General features: G+C 64.4%; 20 protein-coding genes. 11 read left to right on the plus strand and 9 right to left on the minus strand.

The window, feature by feature from the left end; all coding sequences use genetic code 11:
• Position 1: 1 nt before the first annotated feature.
• On the plus strand, positions 2–739 hold the full coding sequence (locus ABJ363_04950) for an NAD-dependent deacylase (GenBank protein MEP4378329.1): 738 nt from the start codon (positions 2–4) through the stop codon (positions 737–739).
• Positions 726–1,313 (plus strand): uracil-DNA glycosylase family protein, encoded by a 588-nt coding sequence (locus tag ABJ363_04955; protein MEP4378330.1) that lies wholly within the window; start codon positions 726–728, stop codon positions 1,311–1,313. The genes ABJ363_04950 and ABJ363_04955 overlap by 14 nt, the downstream gene beginning before the upstream one ends.
• On the opposite strand, the gene ABJ363_04960 is transcribed toward ABJ363_04955, so the two are convergent.
• Positions 1,310–1,717, minus strand: a complete 408-nt coding sequence (locus ABJ363_04960; GenBank protein MEP4378331.1) for a metallopeptidase family protein — start codon at positions 1,715–1,717, stop codon at positions 1,310–1,312. The two genes, ABJ363_04955 and ABJ363_04960, sit on opposite strands and share 4 nt — an antisense overlap.
• A gap of 65 nt (positions 1,718–1,782) precedes the next feature.
• Here ABJ363_04960 and ABJ363_04965 point away from each other — a divergent pair, with 65 nt between their 5' ends.
• On the plus strand, positions 1,783–2,091 hold the full coding sequence (locus ABJ363_04965; protein ID MEP4378332.1) for a 4a-hydroxytetrahydrobiopterin dehydratase: 309 nt from the start codon (positions 1,783–1,785) through the stop codon (positions 2,089–2,091).
• A 27-nt stretch (positions 2,092–2,118) separates the two neighbouring features.
• On the opposite strand, the gene ABJ363_04970 is transcribed toward ABJ363_04965, so the two are convergent.
• The 5 genes from ABJ363_04970 to ABJ363_04990 form a co-directional block, all read right to left on the minus strand.
• Entirely contained in the window at positions 2,119–2,880 is a 762-nt protein-coding gene (locus ABJ363_04970) for an SDR family NAD(P)-dependent oxidoreductase (protein MEP4378333.1), read from the minus strand.
• Positions 2,881–2,968: 88 nt separating this feature from the next.
• Positions 2,969–3,976, minus strand: a complete 1,008-nt coding sequence (locus ABJ363_04975; protein MEP4378334.1) for a hypothetical protein — start codon at positions 3,974–3,976, stop codon at positions 2,969–2,971.
• A 4-nt stretch (positions 3,977–3,980) separates the two neighbouring features.
• On the minus strand, positions 3,981–5,081 hold the full coding sequence (locus ABJ363_04980; protein ID MEP4378335.1) for an LLM class flavin-dependent oxidoreductase: 1,101 nt from the start codon (positions 5,079–5,081) through the stop codon (positions 3,981–3,983).
• A 59-nt stretch (positions 5,082–5,140) separates the two neighbouring features.
• Positions 5,141–6,031: a DMT family transporter gene (locus tag ABJ363_04985; GenBank protein ID MEP4378336.1), complete on the minus strand. Its 891-nt coding sequence runs from the start codon at positions 6,029–6,031 to the stop codon at positions 5,141–5,143.
• On the minus strand, positions 6,028–6,930 hold the full coding sequence (locus ABJ363_04990) for a DMT family transporter (GenBank protein ID MEP4378337.1): 903 nt from the start codon (positions 6,928–6,930) through the stop codon (positions 6,028–6,030). The genes ABJ363_04985 and ABJ363_04990 overlap by 4 nt, the downstream gene beginning before the upstream one ends.
• A 208-nt stretch (positions 6,931–7,138) precedes the next feature.
• Between ABJ363_04990 and ABJ363_04995 the strand changes: the two genes are divergently transcribed.
• The 6 genes from ABJ363_04995 to ABJ363_05020 all read left to right on the plus strand — a co-directional run bounded on the left by ABJ363_04995 (position 7,139) and on the right by ABJ363_05020 (position 11,954).
• Positions 7,139–7,840: a CoA transferase subunit A gene (locus tag ABJ363_04995; GenBank protein MEP4378338.1), complete on the plus strand. Its 702-nt coding sequence runs from the start codon at positions 7,139–7,141 to the stop codon at positions 7,838–7,840.
• Between the two features lie 35 nt (positions 7,841–7,875).
• Positions 7,876–8,508, plus strand: a complete 633-nt coding sequence (locus ABJ363_05000) for a 3-oxoacid CoA-transferase subunit B (GenBank protein MEP4378339.1) — start codon at positions 7,876–7,878, stop codon at positions 8,506–8,508.
• 100 nt (positions 8,509–8,608) lie between these two features.
• The gene (locus ABJ363_05005; protein MEP4378340.1) at positions 8,609–9,523 is read left to right on the plus strand and encodes a DMT family transporter; all 915 of its coding nucleotides are present in this window, start codon (positions 8,609–8,611) and stop codon (positions 9,521–9,523) included.
• Positions 9,520–10,419 (plus strand): DMT family transporter, encoded by a 900-nt coding sequence (locus tag ABJ363_05010; protein ID MEP4378341.1) that lies wholly within the window; start codon positions 9,520–9,522, stop codon positions 10,417–10,419. The genes ABJ363_05005 and ABJ363_05010 overlap by 4 nt, the downstream gene beginning before the upstream one ends.
• Before the next feature lie 87 nt (positions 10,420–10,506).
• Positions 10,507–10,875 carry a group 1 truncated hemoglobin gene (locus tag ABJ363_05015; GenBank protein ID MEP4378342.1) on the plus strand — a complete coding sequence of 123 codons (369 nt, stop codon included), beginning with the start codon at positions 10,507–10,509 and terminating at the stop codon, positions 10,873–10,875.
• Positions 10,872–11,954 (plus strand): adenylate/guanylate cyclase domain-containing protein, encoded by a 1,083-nt coding sequence (locus ABJ363_05020; protein ID MEP4378343.1) that lies wholly within the window; start codon positions 10,872–10,874, stop codon positions 11,952–11,954. The genes ABJ363_05015 and ABJ363_05020 overlap by 4 nt, the downstream gene beginning before the upstream one ends.
• A gap of 21 nt (positions 11,955–11,975) precedes the next feature.
• On the opposite strand, the gene ABJ363_05025 is transcribed toward ABJ363_05020, so the two are convergent.
• Together ABJ363_05025 and ABJ363_05030 are read right to left on the minus strand one after the other, a co-directional pair.
• On the minus strand, positions 11,976–13,241 hold the full coding sequence (locus ABJ363_05025; GenBank protein MEP4378344.1) for a class I SAM-dependent methyltransferase: 1,266 nt from the start codon (positions 13,239–13,241) through the stop codon (positions 11,976–11,978).
• Between the two features lie 45 nt (positions 13,242–13,286).
• On the minus strand, positions 13,287–14,267 hold the full coding sequence (locus tag ABJ363_05030; protein ID MEP4378345.1) for an NADPH:quinone oxidoreductase family protein: 981 nt from the start codon (positions 14,265–14,267) through the stop codon (positions 13,287–13,289).
• Positions 14,268–14,337: 70 nt separating this feature from the next.
• Between ABJ363_05030 and ABJ363_05035 the strand changes: the two genes are divergently transcribed.
• The gene (locus ABJ363_05035; protein MEP4378346.1) at positions 14,338–14,886 is read left to right on the plus strand and encodes an RNA methyltransferase; all 549 of its coding nucleotides are present in this window, start codon (positions 14,338–14,340) and stop codon (positions 14,884–14,886) included.
• Between the two features lie 78 nt (positions 14,887–14,964).
• Positions 14,965–15,501, plus strand: coding sequence for an invasion associated locus B family protein (locus ABJ363_05040; protein MEP4378347.1), 537 nt, complete (start codon positions 14,965–14,967; stop codon positions 15,499–15,501).
• On the opposite strand, the gene ABJ363_05045 is transcribed toward ABJ363_05040, so the two are convergent.
• Positions 15,502–15,768, minus strand: coding sequence for a hypothetical protein (locus ABJ363_05045; GenBank protein MEP4378348.1), 267 nt, complete (start codon positions 15,766–15,768; stop codon positions 15,502–15,504).
• Positions 15,769–15,837 lie beyond the last annotated feature (69 nt).

Raw genomic sequence — 15,837 nt, forward strand, 5'->3', positions numbered from 1 at the left:
CATGAGCCTTCGCGACAATATTTCTCCCACCGACCCGATCGTCATCCTGACCGGCGCGGGCATTTCCAAGGAATCCGGGTTGCAGACCTTCCGTGACCCGGACGGGATCTGGGCGACGCACAAGATCGAGGATGTCGCCACGCCCCAGGCTTTCGCGCGCGACCCCGACGCCGTGCTCGGTTTCTATAACCTCCGCCGTGCCTCGATGAGTGACACGGATATCCGGCCCAACGCGGCCCATAAGGCACTGGGTGCGCTCGAGGGCGCATGGCCGGGCGGCGTGCTGCTGGTGACGCAGAATATCGACGATCTGCACGCGCGTGGCGGCAGCCGGAACCTCATCCACATGCATGGCGAGCTGGCGAAGACCCGCTGCAACGATTGCGGCCATCTGGTAGCCGGGATCGGCGACATCGAGACCGACATGACATGTGCCGAATGCGGCGCGGCCGGGACCTTGCGCCCCCATGTGGTCTGGTTCGGCGAGATGCCGTTGGAGATGGACCGGATTGGTGCGGCGCTCGGGCGCTGTGGCCTTTTTATCTCGATTGGCACATCGGGCAATGTCTATCCGGCCGCGGGTTTCGTGCAGGAGGCGCGCAATCACGGCGCCTACACGGTCGAGCTCAACCTCGAGGAGTCTCTCGGTGCGAGCCAGTTTCGCGAAGGGCGTTACGGCCCCGCGACGGAGGTCGTGCCCGCCTTCGTCGAAGAGTTGGCGGCTCTTGCCCGGGGCTGACACATCCCTCGATGCGATCCTGGCGGCGGCCCGAGCCTGCACGGTCTGCGAAGGGCTGCCGCTCGGGCCGCTGCCGCTGGTTCGGGCCGGCGCGTCCGCCCGCCTGTTGATCATCAGCCAGGCGCCCGGCACGAAGGCGCATGCGAGCGGGCTGTCCTTCGATGATCCGTCCGGCGACCGGCTGCGGGAATGGCTGGGGATGGACCGCGATGTTTTTTATGACGAGGGCCATGTGGCGATCATGCCGATGGGGTTTTGCTATCCGGGGCGTCTGCCACGCGGCGGGGATGCGCCGCCGCGTCCGGAATGCGCGCCGCTCTGGCATGACTCCATTCTGTCCGCGATGCCGGATGTGCGGCTGACGCTCTATGTCGGCAGCTACGCCATTCGCGCGTACCTGCCGGGCTATCGCACGATGACCGATGCGGTGGTCGATTGGCGCAGCCATGGAGACACCAGCCTTCCGTTGCCCCATCCGAGCTGGCGCACAGTGTCCTGGGAAAAGAAGAACCCGTGGTTCACCCATGAGCTTTTGCCGGAACTGAAGAGACGCGTCGGAGACCTCGGGCTTTAGCCCGGGCTGGCCTCGATCTGTTCCATGTCGTCGTCGGAAAAGCCGAAATGGTGGCCGATCTCGTGGATCAGCACATGGCGGACGAGGTGGTAGAGGTTTTCGTCGGTCTCACACCAGTAATCCAGCAGCGGGCGGCGATAGAGATAGATGCGGTCGATGTCGCCGGGTATATCCGAGAGTGACTTTTGATCGAGGCTGACCCCGACATAGAGCCCCAGAATGTCAAACGGGCTCTCGAGCTCCATCGCCTCCATCGTCTCGTCGTCGGGGAAATCCGTGACATGGATGGCCACATCCGCGACATGGCGCGACAGCGCGCGCGGGATCGTCGCAAAGGCCTCACCGGCGATTGCTTCGAGTTCCACGAGGGACGGGGACGATTCGTATCTTCCGGTCGCAGCCATGAAGCCATCATATAGGGCCCCTTGATCCCGGCGCCAAGCGCGGTCAGGTTTGGGCTCTGAATTTATTGGTTTCACGGGAGGCGCAAATGGCCGAAAAACTCGAACTTGCGGACCGCGACACGGCGCTGGCATCCCTCGATGGCTGGGATCTGGTCGAGGGCCGGGACGCGATCACCAAGACTTTCCAGTTCGCCGACTTCAACGCGGCGTTCGGGTTCATGAGCCGCGCCGCACTCAAGGCCGAGGCGATGAACCATCACCCCGAATGGTTCAATGTCTGGAACCGGGTCGAGGTGACCCTGTCCACCCATGACGCGGGCGGGCTCACAGCTCTCGACATGGAACTCGCCGCGTTCATGGATGGCGCGGCCTGACTTATTGAGCGACTACGGCTTGAGCGCCTAACGCGCGGCCATGCGCAGCGCGCCGTCGAGGCGTAGCACCGTGCCGTTGATCAGCACGTTCTCGCACATATGCATGACCAGGCTGGCATATTCGTCGGCGCGGCCCAGCCGCTTCGGGAATTCCGGCTGTTCGGCCAGGCTGGCGCGGGCCTCGTCGGGCAGGCCCGCCATCATCGGCGTATCGATCAGGCCCGGCGCGATGGTGTTGACCCGGATGCCGCGGGACGCGAACTCCCGCGCCGCCACGAGGGTCAGGGATACGATGCCGCCCTTGGATGAGGCGTAGGCGGCCTGGCCGATCTGGCCTTCCGAGGCCGCGACCGAGGCGGTGCTGACGATCAGGCCGCGCTCACCGTCCTCGAAGGCGTCGGCCTCACCCAGGTCGGCGGCGAACAGGCGCATCATGTTGAACGAGCCGACCAGATTGACCTGGATGACGGTATTGAAGGCGTCAAGCGGCAGGGGGCCGTTTCGTCCGACGATCCGTCCCGGCGTGCCGATACCGGCGCAGTTGACCAGCAGGCGCCCAACCCCGTTGGCATCGCGCGCGGCGGCGATGGCCGCCTCACCGCTTTCGGCGCTGGTGACGTCGCATTCGACGGCGGCGCCGTTGATTTCGTCGGCGACAGCATTGGCGCCGTCCATGTTGACGTCGAGGAGGGACACCTTCATGCCCGCCCTGGCGCAATGACGCGCAACCTCGGCGCCGATGCCCGAGCCGCCGCCCGTGATGACCGCTGCCAGTCCGTTCACGTCCATCCGAATTCCCCCTGAAGAATGATTGTTTCTTGGCACCGGTTCTACAGTGCCGGTCGGCCGGCATCAATTGGTCCCGCGTCGGCGCGGCTCAGGCGCCGCGCGGCCGCAGACGTGCCGGGTCGAGCCCGAGAATCCAGCCCTCGATGTCCCGCTGCACCGGATCGGCTGGGTCGCCGGGCGGGCGATGGCCGAACACGACGTTGAGCATGCCGAGCAGCCCGACCGTCGCGTCGAACCGGTCCTCGCCGTCACCTCCCGGCCCGAACCCGTCGCGGATGTCGGTGGCCAGCGCGGACGATAGTTCGACGTCATTGTCCGCGGCCCAGGTGAGCATTGCGTCTGCGTCGTCGCGGCGGTCCGCCTGATTGCGCTTGGACTTGTTGGGGGCGCCTATTCTCAGACGCAGGTGGGCATAGACCTCGCCGGGGTAGGTCTCGGCCACGACGATCCCGGGGCGGTCGAGCAGGGTCGCGAGATTGCCGTCGAACGGCCAGATATGAAAATTGTTGCGCGCGCGCCGGGCGGGCGCGATCAGGTCGCGCCAACCGCTGATCGCCGCCTTGCCGACCTGCTGTCCGCCCAGGGTCCAGAATAACGGGCTCGCCGCGAAGCGTTGATCGGTGGGGTGATCGCAGACCCGGCGCAGATCGTCGATCCCCGCCACGCCGAGGCCGTCGGTGAGATGCTTGTGGCGGGTGCCGCCGGGCTTGTCGGGGTAGAATGGCCGGCGGATCGAAATCTCGTCCGGCTTCCCGGCGGGGCTGTAGAAATCGGCCCAGCGCCCGCGGCCGAACCGCGCCAGCGCGGGAATGAAATGGTCAAGGCCCGCCGCCGTACCATAGCTTTCCGGCAGGCCCAGCGGGAAATCGAAACCGGCGAACACCGTCTCGCCTGCGCCGGCACCCGCGGCCAACCGGTCGAAGAAATCGCCGATCCGGCTGACGGGTTCGGGCGCCAGGGCCACATATCCGCCCGTCGCCGTGCGGGTGGCGCGGGCGACCCAGCGCTTGCGGGCGTCCACGGACCAGTCGGCATGGGCGAGAATCGCCGGCGAGGCGAGCCCGGCGACGCGCCGGATCGCGTGTGAACCCGTCACGGGACTATTTCGCCGCCGCACGTGCCGCGCTTGTCGCGCGCGCATACCGTCCGGCACCGGCGAGGGGTCCGAGGCTTTTCTCGACCAGCGGGATAACCTCGTCCCCGAAGCGTCGGATCGAGCGCATGACCGACTCATGGTCGGTGTCGCCGATGGTCATGTAGAGGGCGATGTGGTCCGATCCGACCTTCTCGATTTCCTCGACCAGCCGCGCGGCGACGGTCTCGGGATCGCCGATCGGGTTCCATCCGAGGATGTCCTCCGGCGACATCTCGTCGTCGAAGGCCTGTTCCGGCAGCCACGGCGCCTCGAGCGCGGTCTGTCCCTGGCGCAGATAGGCCGACAGCCGCACCTGCGATCGCGCATTCTCGGCGAAGGCCAGTGCGGCGGATTTGTCGTCGGTGACGAAGCAGTAACGCAGCGTGCCGAAGCGGATCGTCTCGGGGTCGCGCCCCGCCGCCCGCCAGGTCTCGTCGGCCCCCGCGCGTATTTCGGCCAGGGTATCGGCGTCGCGGCCGAACCCGGTGGCGATCAGCGGGTGGTCGCCGTTCAGCGCGCGCCGCTGCGACCCCGGGCTGTTGCCGGCGATCCAGATTTCCGGTCGCGGCGTCTGCACCGGGTCGACCGTGAACCATGTCTGTGGCAGGTCGATATATTTGCCGTGGAACTCGAAGGATTCCCGGCCCAACCCCTGGGACAGGAAATCGATCCACTCGTCGGTGATGGCGCTGGATTCGGCGAGGTCGATGCCGAACCGGCGCAACTCGTAGGCCTGATAGCCGCTGCCGAGGCCGAGGACCAGCCGGCCGCCGGCGAGATTGTCGGCGAATGCGATGTCGCCGAGCAGCCGGGCGGGCTGATACAGCGCGGGAAGGACCACCGCCGTGCCGAGCTTGATGCGTGTGGTTTGCGGTGCGAGATGGCTGACCATCATCAGGGGCGAGGGGGCCATCGAGTAGTTGGTGAAGTGATGTTCGGTGAACCAAGAAATGCCGAACCCGGCCGCCTCGGCGGCCTGGATCTGTGCCACGGTCTCGGCGATGACCTGCGGCACCGCCTGGCTGCGGTGGCGCCGGTTCATCAGATTGAAGATCCCGAAATCCATGCTGTCCCCCCGGATGCGAACGAGCCGTATTAACCCGTCGCGGGCGGGATGGAGTCAAGTCATCCGGGGTTTGGTTTGCGCGTTCCCAGTCGGGCCGATGCGAGCGTGGCCCCGACGATCACGAGGGCACCGATGATGGTGAAAAGGTCGGGCACCTCACCGAAGGCGAGGTAGGCGATCAGGGCCATCAGCGGCAGGCGAATATAGTCGAACGGTGCGACCAGCGAGGCCTCGGCCAGATCGAAGGCCCAGGCGACCAGGAATATGGCGGCCGTGCCCAGACCGCCCATCGCGGCCGCGCGCCAGGTCGTCTCCCAGCTCGTCCATTGCCAGGCGGGCAAAGCGATGAGGGTCAGCAGGAGCGCCGACCAGGCGGTCTGATAGAAGGTCGTGGTGGTCTTCTCTTCCGTGCTGCCCAGCCGTTTCATGAGGATGAACCAGATGGCGTAGGCGACCGCGAAACCCAGCGGCAGGATGGAAGCCGGCGAGACCGGGGCGACGCCGGGGCGCAGGATGATCAGCACGCCGGCGAACCCCACCGCGATGGTAAGCCAGCGCGCGGCGTTCACCCGTTCCTTGAGGATCACAATCGCCAGGACGGCCGCGAACAGCGGTGCGGTGAAACTGAGTGATGTGGCGAAGGCCAGCGGCAGCAACGAAAGCGCGGCGAACAGACACAGGGTCGAGGTGACGGTCATCACGCCGGCGAGAAAGTGCAGCCCGTGGCGGCGCGTGTGCAAAATGCGGCCGCGGCTGCGGATCAGCCAGGGCAGCATCAGCGGCAGAGCCCACAGAAACCGCAGCGCGGAGGTCTCCAGTGCGCCGACCTCGTCGGCCACGGACCGGACCAGCCCGTGATTGCCGGCCAGGCAGGCGGCGCCGATGACCATGGCCAGGATGGCAACCAGAGTCCGCGGCAGGCCGAAGATATGCGTTCGCTGGTCGGTCAAGTGCCGGTGGTCGTGGTGACGCGCTTGGCGGCGAGCGCTTCACGCCGGGCGATATAGACCGCCGAGCAACCGATGATCGTCGCACCCACGATCGTCCAGACATCAAGGATTTCCGCAAACCACACGAAGCCGATCAGGACCGCCATCGGCAGGCGGATGAACTCCAGCGGGACGATCGCGGAGGCCTCGGCGAGACTCATGGCCTTGGTCAGCATCAGGTGCGCTACGGTCGTGGTCACCCCGACCGCGAATGTGACAGCCCACATCACCGGGCTTGGCCAGACCCAGACGATAATCGCCGGGATGAGGGTAAAGAATGTGATCGCCAGATTGAATGTCAGGACGATGGCGCGGGTGCTGTCTTCCTGGGACATGATGCGGATCAGCAGAACATTTACCGCGATCGACATGGCGCTGCCGAGCGCCAGCAGCGCGCCGAGTTGCACGGTCTCGACCCCGGGCCGCACCACGATCAACACGCCGATGAATCCGATGATGGTCGCGGTCCAGCGTCGGACGCGGACCATCTCGCCCAGGAAGATCGCCGCCAGGATCGTGGCGAACAGGGGCGCGGTGAAGTTCAGCGCCACCGCTTCGCCCAGGGGCATGATGGCGATGGCGGTAAACCAGGCGAGCGTGTTCACGGCGGACAGGGCGCCGCGAATAAGGTGCAGCCTGGGGCGTTTGAGGCGCAGGTCGGAGAAGTCCCAGCCGCGAAGGATCAGCGGCAGCATGAAGACCAGACCGAAGCTCGAACGCAGGAAACCGATCTGGAACGGGTGCAACTCGCTGCTGGCATATCGCACCAGCCCGTGGCCCATGGAGAACAGCACCATCGCCCCGACCATCAAGGATATCGCCACGACGGTGGGGGACAGGGCGGAGAAGCGGTTGGGCATGGCCAGCGAGCATAGAACAGGTGCCGGCCGTCTCGATAGTCGCCCGCCGCATCTCAGGGCTGCGTGCCCGTATTGCGTACCTGTCCACCTGAAAACCGCTTCCCGGGCTATGAAGGGGCCGCCCGGTTGGGCATAATCGGGTCAGATCGGGTTCGTTGACATTGGGCGCAAGACCCAGAAAACAGAACAGGCAATTCGGGGCGAAGAGATGAGCAACAAAGTTTATTCGGACGCAAAGTCGGCACTCGACGGGCTGCTCCACGACGGCATGACGATCCTCGCGGGTGGTTTCGGCCTGTGCGGCATACCCGAGCATATGATCCTGGCGATCCGGGATTCGGGCGTGAAGGACCTGACCATCGCGTCGAACAACGCCGGGGTGGATGATTTCGGTCTCGGGTTGCTGCTGCAGACGCGCCAGGTGAAGAAAATGATCTCGTCCTATGTGGGGGAGAACAAGACCTTCGAGGCGCAGTTTCTGGCGGGCGAGCTGGAGCTCGAGTTCAATCCGCAAGGTACGCTCGCCGAGCGCTGCCGCGCCGGAGGTGCCGGAATCCCGGCCTTCTACACCAAGACGGGTGTCGGCACGCTGATCGCCGAAGGCAAGGAAACCAAGGAATTCGACGGTGTGACCTATCTGATGGAACGCGGTTTGACCGGCGATCTGGCGATCATCAAGGCGTGGAAGGGCGACACCACGGGCAACGTCGTGTTCCGCAAGACGGCGCGCAACTTCAATGCTCCCATGGCGACGGCGGGCAAGACTTGCGTCATTGAAGTCGAGGAACTGGTCGAGCCCGGTCAGCTCGATCCCGATGGCATTCACCTGCCCAGTATTTACACCGACCGGATTTTCCAGGGACAGGATTTCGAGAAACGCATCGAGTTCCGGACCACCAGCGACGGCTGACCGGGACACGAAGAACAGATTGAAGGAGACGGAATATGGCTTGGACACGCGATGAAATGTGCGCCCGCGCGGCGCGGGAACTCGAAGACGGCTTCTATGTGAATCTCGGCATCGGCATGCCGACCAAGGTGGCCAACTTCATTCCCGACGACATGGATGTGAACTTCCAGTCGGAGAACGGCATGCTCGGCATGGGCCCGTTCCCGACGGACAACGAGGTGGATGCGGACCTGATCAACGCCGGCAAGCAGACCATCACCGAGACACCGAAGTCGGTGTATTTCGACAGTTCGCAATCCTTCGCGATGATCCGCGGCGGGCATATCAACATGTCGATCCTCGGCGCGCTGCAGGTGGCCGAGAATGGCGACCTCGCGAACTGGATGATCCCGGGCAAGATGGTCAAGGGCATGGGCGGCGCGATGGACCTTGTCGCCGGCGTCAAGCGCGTGGTGATCCTGATGGACCATAACGCCAAGGACGGCTCGGCAAAGCTGCTCAAGGAATGCAATCTGCCGCTCACCGGTGCCGCGGTGGTGGACGACATCATTACCGAACTGGGTGTGTTCCGGATCGGCGACGGTGGCGTGCACATCCATGAACTGGCGCCGGATGTCACGGTCGACGAAGTGCGGGACCGGTCCGAAGCCACCATCGTCACCCAGTAGTCACCGCCACTGCCGGCCTGGCCCGGGCGTGTGAGTGTCAATGAGGCCCCATGTTGCATGATCTGCCATATGGGGCCTTTTTGCTGAAAGGATCTCGCGCGTGAATCGTGACGCGGCCCTCGGCGTCGGTGCGGGCATGGGCGTGATGTTGCTGTTCGCGGGGATGCTGGTGGTGTCGCGGTTTGGCGCAACCTCGAGCCTTACCGTCTACGACATGGCCGGCCTGCGCTTCGGCATCGCGGGCGTCTGCACCCTGCCGGTCATCCTGCGCATGCGCTGGCCGCGTCTCGAAATCTGGAAGATGCTGGTGATCGCGGGCACATCCGGCGCACCGTTCGTGCTGTTTTTGTTCGGCGGCTTGTCGTTTGCGCCGGTGGCCCATGGCGGGGTCGTGACGAACGGCGCCATGCCGGTCCTTGCCGCGTTGATTGCCTGGGCCGTGTTCGGCGATCGTCTCGGCGGGTGGCGCGTGATCGGGATCGCCATGATCGTCGGCGGCGTGCTTGCGACCGGCTGGGACGCGCTGGCCAACGGGATACCCGGACAGTGGCGCGGACATCTGCTGTTTCTCGGTGCCGCGGCCTGTAATGCCGCCTTCCTGACGACCGTTCGCGGCTGGGGCATCACCGCGTTGCAGTCCCTGATCATCGTCAACGGCATAAACCTCCTGTTCTATGTGCCGCTCTGGCTGTTCTTTCTTCCCAGCAATTTTGCCGTCACACCGTGGCCTGAAATCGCCCTGCAGGGCGTCTACCAGGGCATCATCGCGGCCTTCTTCGCGTCGATAATGATTGCCCATGCCGCGCGCATGCTCGGCGGCATGCGCCAGGCGGCGATGATGTCCGGGGCGCCCGCGGTGGCCGTTCTCATCGCGATCCCGGCGCTGGGCGAAATTCCGTCCGCCATCAGCATCATTGGCGTGGTCGTTGTCACGGCGGGTATTCTGGTGGCGCTGGGTCCCGGTCTGTTGTCGGGTGTCGCGTCGCCACGCAGAGGAGGGAGCGCCGGAAAATGAACGGGGGATCGCCAAGCTATGCTGTCGGGCTGAGCTGCGGGCTCGTCGTGCCGTTCATCTGGGGCGGCTGGATCGTGGCGTCGCGGTTCGGTGTGCTCAACGCGCTGACTCCGTATGACGTGGCCGCGATCCGGGTCGGTTTCGCCGCCATCATCGTGTTGCCGCTGTTGCTGGCGCGCGGGCTCGCCGGCCTGTCCTTGTGGAAGGGCGCGGTCATCTCCTTCGGCGTGGGCGCGCCGTTCGCGCTGACATCGTTCGGCGGCATGTCTCTGGCGCCGGTCATTCATGCCGGGGTGCTCACGAACGGCGCGATGCCGATTTTCGCCGCGCTCATCGGATACTACTGGTTGCGCGAACTGCCAGCGCGGTCGCAGATCGGCGGGTTGTTCCTGATCGTCGTCGGCGGTGCGATGATCGGCGGCGACAGTTTCAGTCTCGACGCGCCGCCAACGCAATGGTTTGGAGATCTATTGCTGATCGGTGCGGCGGGGTGTTTCGCGCTCTACATGACGGCGCTGCGCCGCTGGAACGTCACAATCCTGCAGGCGATCATCGCGGTGCCGACGATCAGTTCGGCGATCTACATTCCCGTCTGGCTCTTTTTCCTGCCCTCGGGACTTTTGCAGTTCGACAATTTCCCACCCTGGCAGGAGGTCGCGCTCCAGACCGTCTATCAGGGGATCGTCGCCAGTTTCATCGTCGTCATTTTGGTCACGCGGGCGACACGGTCGATCTCGGCGACGACGATGGCGGTCCTGCTTGCGGGTGCGCCGGCGTTGGCGGTGTTGTTCGGGATCGTCTTGCTCGACGAGGTGCCGAGCGCGCTGGCCTGGGCCGGCCTTGCGGTGACGACATCGGGCATGGTTCTGGCGGTCGGCCGGCGCGCGAACTCATAACGCTACGCGCGAAATGTCGGGCCCGCGCAGGGATATCGGAATTGCGGAAATCTGCAGGTTTTGGCAGATTGGTGGGCGGGGGCTTCGATGAGCAGATCTTTGTTCGACAAGTACGGCGGTTTTGCGAGCGTCAGCAAAGTCGTGTCTGCGTTTTATGACAAGGCCGTCGAATCCGACATTATCGGACCCTACTTCGACGATATCGATATGCGGGCACAGGTCGACCATCAGACGAAGTTCATTTCGTCCCTGATGGGCGGGCCGGCGAGCTATTCCGACGAGGCACTTCAAAAGGTGCACGCACATCTTGCTATTGATCGGACATCGTTCGAGGAAATGGCCAACCTTCTGCGCGAAACGCTCGAGGAGTACGAGATCGAGGGCGCGGACGTCGATCGGATAATGCACGAAATCGGGTCACGCGCCGATATCATCATTACACGGCAAGACTCTTGACCGATGCAGCGGAGCACATCTCCATGGACATGGAGCAGTTCCGCTCCATGCTGCTCGATTCCGTCGGTGTCGGATTGGCGGTTGTCGAGCAGGAAACATTTGGTGTGCTTCTGCACAACGCGATGTTCGGCGAATGGTTTCCGGACATCGTCTCAGGTGAAGTGAGTTTCACGGACCTGCTGCCGAAGTTCGATGCCGAACTCGTCAAGCAACGAATTGCCCAGGGCGAATCCTGGAAATGCGAGGCCGAGGTCAAGCCGAAGCGCCGGGCGATTTCGCTCGCCGTCGAGTTTGTACCCGCGGATGGTGCCGGGCATGGCGAAATCATGGTTCAGTGCCAGAACATCTCGAAGATCAAGGAACTCGAATATATGATCGAGTCCTACTCGAAGATGATCGAGCGCCAGAACCGCGATCTGAAAAAGGAAAAGGAACGGGTTGAGAAGCTGTTGCTCAACATCATGCCGCAGCAGGTCTATGAGGAGTGGAAGGAGTTCGGTGTCACCACGCCGCAGCGTTTCGACAGCGCCTCGGTCCTGATGCTCGATTTTGTCGGCTTCACCCAGATGGCGATTTCTCAGGATCCGACCAAGCTGATTTCCGAACTCAACGACATCTTCACGGCGTTCGACCGGATCGTCGAGCAGTTCGGCTGCGAGCGGCTGAAAACCATCGGCGACGCCTATGTCGCCGTGTCGGGATTGCCCGAAGCGAATCCGGATCACGCGCGCAATATTGCCCGTGTGGCGCTGCGTTTCGTGCGTTACCTCAAGCGGCGCAATGAAAACAGCGAGGTTGAGTGGAACTGCCGCGTCGGCATCAACACCGGACCCGTGATCGGCTCGGTCGTGGGGGTGCAGAAATATGTCTATGACATCTTCGGTCCCGGCGTGAATCTCGCTGCCCGTATCGAGGCGGTGTGCGAGCCGATGGAGATTCTCGTCGGTGAAGGAACCTATACCCAAATCCAGAACGAGTTCCGGCTGAGCGATGTCGGCGAACACGAGATCAGGGGTTTCGGGTCGCAGCAGCTGTACCGCCTCGACGGCGATTTCACCCCGGCAAACGATTCCATTTAGCGCGCATTGGTTTGCGTTTGTTCAAGCCGGCAACCTGAGCACCATCCGGTTGATCGCGTTCATCACACGGTAGAGCTCGTCGAACTGGCGCTTGAAGGCGTCATAGTCCAGATCCCCGCGTTTCTCCCGGATCCTCGCGTGAATTTCGGCCAGTGAATGCTTGCCGTCGCACAGGGCCGCGATCGGCCGGGACAATGCCGGGACCACCATGTCGGTCTTCAGGCCCTCGGTTGTTACGGTGATCTTGCCGCCCGGCGGCAGTGTCTTGCCCGCTTCCTCGGCGCTCTGGTTGAGCAGGTGGGGGATGGTGCGGGGGTCGTCGGTGGTGGGCAGGGGCACGGGATTGCTGTCGCGCACGGCGTAGAAGATGTGCTTCTTGAGATTTCCGGTGAACAGCTCCGCGAAGCTTGCCCGCGCGATCGGGTCGAGGCCGCGCAGGCGTTTGAGGATGCGCGGTTCGCGGACCAGCCAGTCGGGGTCATAGCGGAACGGCTCGATGAAAGTCGTCAGGCGCAGGCCCGCCTGGGTCACGAACGCCGCGACCTCGGGCACCCGGTAGGCCCGGTCGCGTGAATGCAGGAACAGATCATAGACCCCCGGGTCGCCGCCGCCGACATGATCGCGAATCAGGCCGTTGCGGGTGAGCCATGACGTGCTGGGCAGGTTGCCGGCCAGGCGCTTGGCCATGTCGACCCGCTGATCGTCGGGCATCTCGCCACCCGGCGCGATCGCGCGCAGCATGTCTTGCATATGATAGACGCCCGTCCGGCCATACTCGCCATAGACCATGACCCCGATCCCGCCGTCGGGCGCGAGTTGCCCCGCCAGGGCCGAGAGACCCGCATCGGGGTCGTCGAGATGGTGCAGCACGCCGCAGCAATCGATGTAGTCCCACGGCCCGGGTGCGACCTCGGCGATGTCGAGCAGGGAACCCGTCACGAACCGGATATTCTCCAGGCCGCGCACCGCGGCGCGCGCCTTTGCGACGGCCTGGCTGGGGCCGCTCAGGTCGAGATGCACGACCTCGCCCGGCACGCCCGCATCACGCATATGCTGTGCGAGCATGATCACGGCGTCGCCGGTCCCGCCGCCGGCGACCAGCGCCCGCAGCGGCTGCGACAGGTCCCGCATCCCGCCGAACACATAGTGGTTGAGTTCGAACAGATTGCTCGGTGAGCCGGCGATCAGGCGTGTCTTCTCGTCCTCGGGATTGCGCTTGGGGTAGGGGTAGGATTCGTACTGGGACTGGACGAGCCGGTCGCGCGCGTTCTTGTCGGGGTCGGTCATGGATTCTGTATCCGGTCAGTCGGGTCGTTCCGGCAGGCTTGTGCGTCAGCCATCGATGTCGATGACCAGCCGTCCCGTGGCCTGCCGGCCCTCGAGCATCGCCAGCGCCTTGGCAACGTCGGCCAGGGGCAGCACCTGGGACACGTGGGGGTTCAGCTTCCCGGCGGCCCACCATTTGGTGAGATCCTCGAATCCGGCACGGAAAGTGCCGGGCTCGCGCGTCCGGTAGGCGCCCCAATAGACGCCGACGATCGAGATGTTCTTGACCAGCAGATAGTTGGACGGAAACTGGGGGACATCGCCGCTGGCGAAGCCGATCACCAGCAACCGGCCAGACCAGGCCAGAGATCGCATCGCGGTTTGCGCCAGTTCCCCGCCGACCGGGTCGTACACGACGTCGACGCCGTTTCCGTCGGTCAGCTTGCGCAGTGCGCCGCGTAAATCCTCTTCGGTGTAGTTGATCAGATGGTCGGCCCCGCGCGCGCGGGCCAGCTCCAGTTTCTCCGCCGTGGACGCCGCAGCGATCACCGTGGCCCCCAGCGCCTTGGCGCATTCGACCGCCGTCAGCCCGACACCGCCGCCGGCGCCGAGCACCAGCACGGTCTCGCCCGCTTTCAGTTTTGCCCGGTGGACCAGGGCGAGATGGGATGTGCCGTAGGCGACGGGGAAGGCCGCCGCAGTCGTGTCGTCCATGCCGTCGGGCGTGTGGAACACCGTGGTTGCCTCGCACACCGCTTGTTCGGCATAGGCGCCGGCGGAGACGACGGCCATAACCCGGTCGCCGGGCTTGAAACCGGTCACGCCGTCGCCGACCTCCATGATTTCGCCCGCGCCCTCGAGGCCCGGTGCGAAAGGCAGTTCCGGCTTTTCCTGATACTGGCCGCGCACCAGAACACAATCCGCAAAATTCACGCCGGCGGCGCGCATCCGGATACGGACCTGACCCGGGCCGAGTACCGGTTCAGGCAGTTCGCCGAGTTCGAGCGTATCCGGGTCGCCCCATTCCTTGCAGACGATTGCGCGCATGAAATCCAGTCTCCTGTCCGGGTTTGTTGCCAACTTGCCTCGGCCCCGGAGGCCATGCAAGTAAGGTCCGATGAGCGATACGAAAATGCGTGGATATTTCGGCGTCGGCGTCGAGGGTATCTCCAAGCCGATGAATGTGGGCGCGATCATGCGCACCGCCCACGCGTTCGACGCCAGCTTCGTCTTCACGATCGGCGCGGTCTACGCCAAGCGCGAGGGCGGGCGGTCGGATACGTCGGATGCGCCCGAGCATCTGCCGCTCCATGAATACGACTCGCTCGATGAATTTCGGTTGCCGCGCGGTTGCGACCTGGTCGGCATCGAACTCATCGAGGATTCCGCCGACCTGCCGAGTTTCCGTCACCCGCGCCAGGCGGCCTATGTGCTGGGGCCGGAGCGGGGTTCCCTGTCGCCCGCACTCGTTGAACGTTGCGACCATGTGGTGAAAATTCCCACCCGGTTCTGTGTCAATGTCGGCGTGGCGGCCGCGATCGTGATGTATGACCGGACCCTGACCCTCGGCCGTTTTCCGCCGCGCCCGATGACGCCGGGCGGCCCGGTCGAGGCGCTGCCCGAGCATGTCCATGGCGGGCCCGTGCTGCGGCGTCCGAAGAATTGATAAAAGGCCGAACAATAACAAGACGTTGATCAGGCCAAGGCTTGGCAAGACTCGGCGCCGCTTGTTAAGGGCCGGGTCATGAATGCGATCTCCAGAATTATCCTCCCGGCGGCGTCCTTCGCGCTGGTCTGTGTGCTGGCCCTGACGCTGCTGGCGCCGGCCACGGCCCATGCACAGGACGCCAAGCGCATCGGTCAGCATGGTGACTGGGATGCCTATACGCGCGGCACCGGCAACAGCCAGTTCTGCTACATGGTCTCGAAGCCGAAGACCGCGAGCCTGCAATCGCGGCGTGGCGAGATTTTCTTCCTCGTCTGGCACAGGCCCGGCCAGAAGGAGTTCGATGTGGTGCAGGTCGACATCGGCTACCCGTTCAAGGAAGCGTCTGAGGTCGAGGTGCGCATCGGCGGAGAATCATGGTCGCTGTTCACCAAGGACGAAAGCGCGTGGACCTATAAACAGGCCGACGATCAGGCGCTCGTGGCGGCGCTGCGCAAGGGTGCACGGATGACGGTCAAGGGTACGTCCAGCCGCAACAACCCGACCACCGACAGTTACTCCCTCAAGGGGACGAGCGCCGCCTACGCCGCCATCAACAAGGCCTGCGGGCGCTAATCAGAGCGGGTAGTCGCGCGCGGGATCCACGCCGGCATCCTCAATGAATTTTGAAACCCGCCGGACTTCATCCGGGTGCAGCGTGTGCTGTGGGTGATGGAACTCGGCGAAATGCTCATTCAGCCGAAACCCGACCCGCCCGCCATGGCGTTGTTCGATGGTGCCCCCCAGTTCCTCGATGACGGATTCGACGGCCCGTGGCGCGATGTTGGCGCTGACGGGGTGGGCAAAGAGGGAATGCAGGACTTTCCGGTGTTTGTGATTCATGATCGCCCTCCGCATCTGTGTATCGATTCCCGGAAGTATGCGTCCCCGGGCCGTTGGCGCATTGATCTG

It is taken from the genome of Alphaproteobacteria bacterium, from assembly GCA_039980135.1.
In the GTDB taxonomy this organism is placed as follows: Bacteria; Pseudomonadota; Alphaproteobacteria; order UBA6615; family UBA6615; genus UBA8079.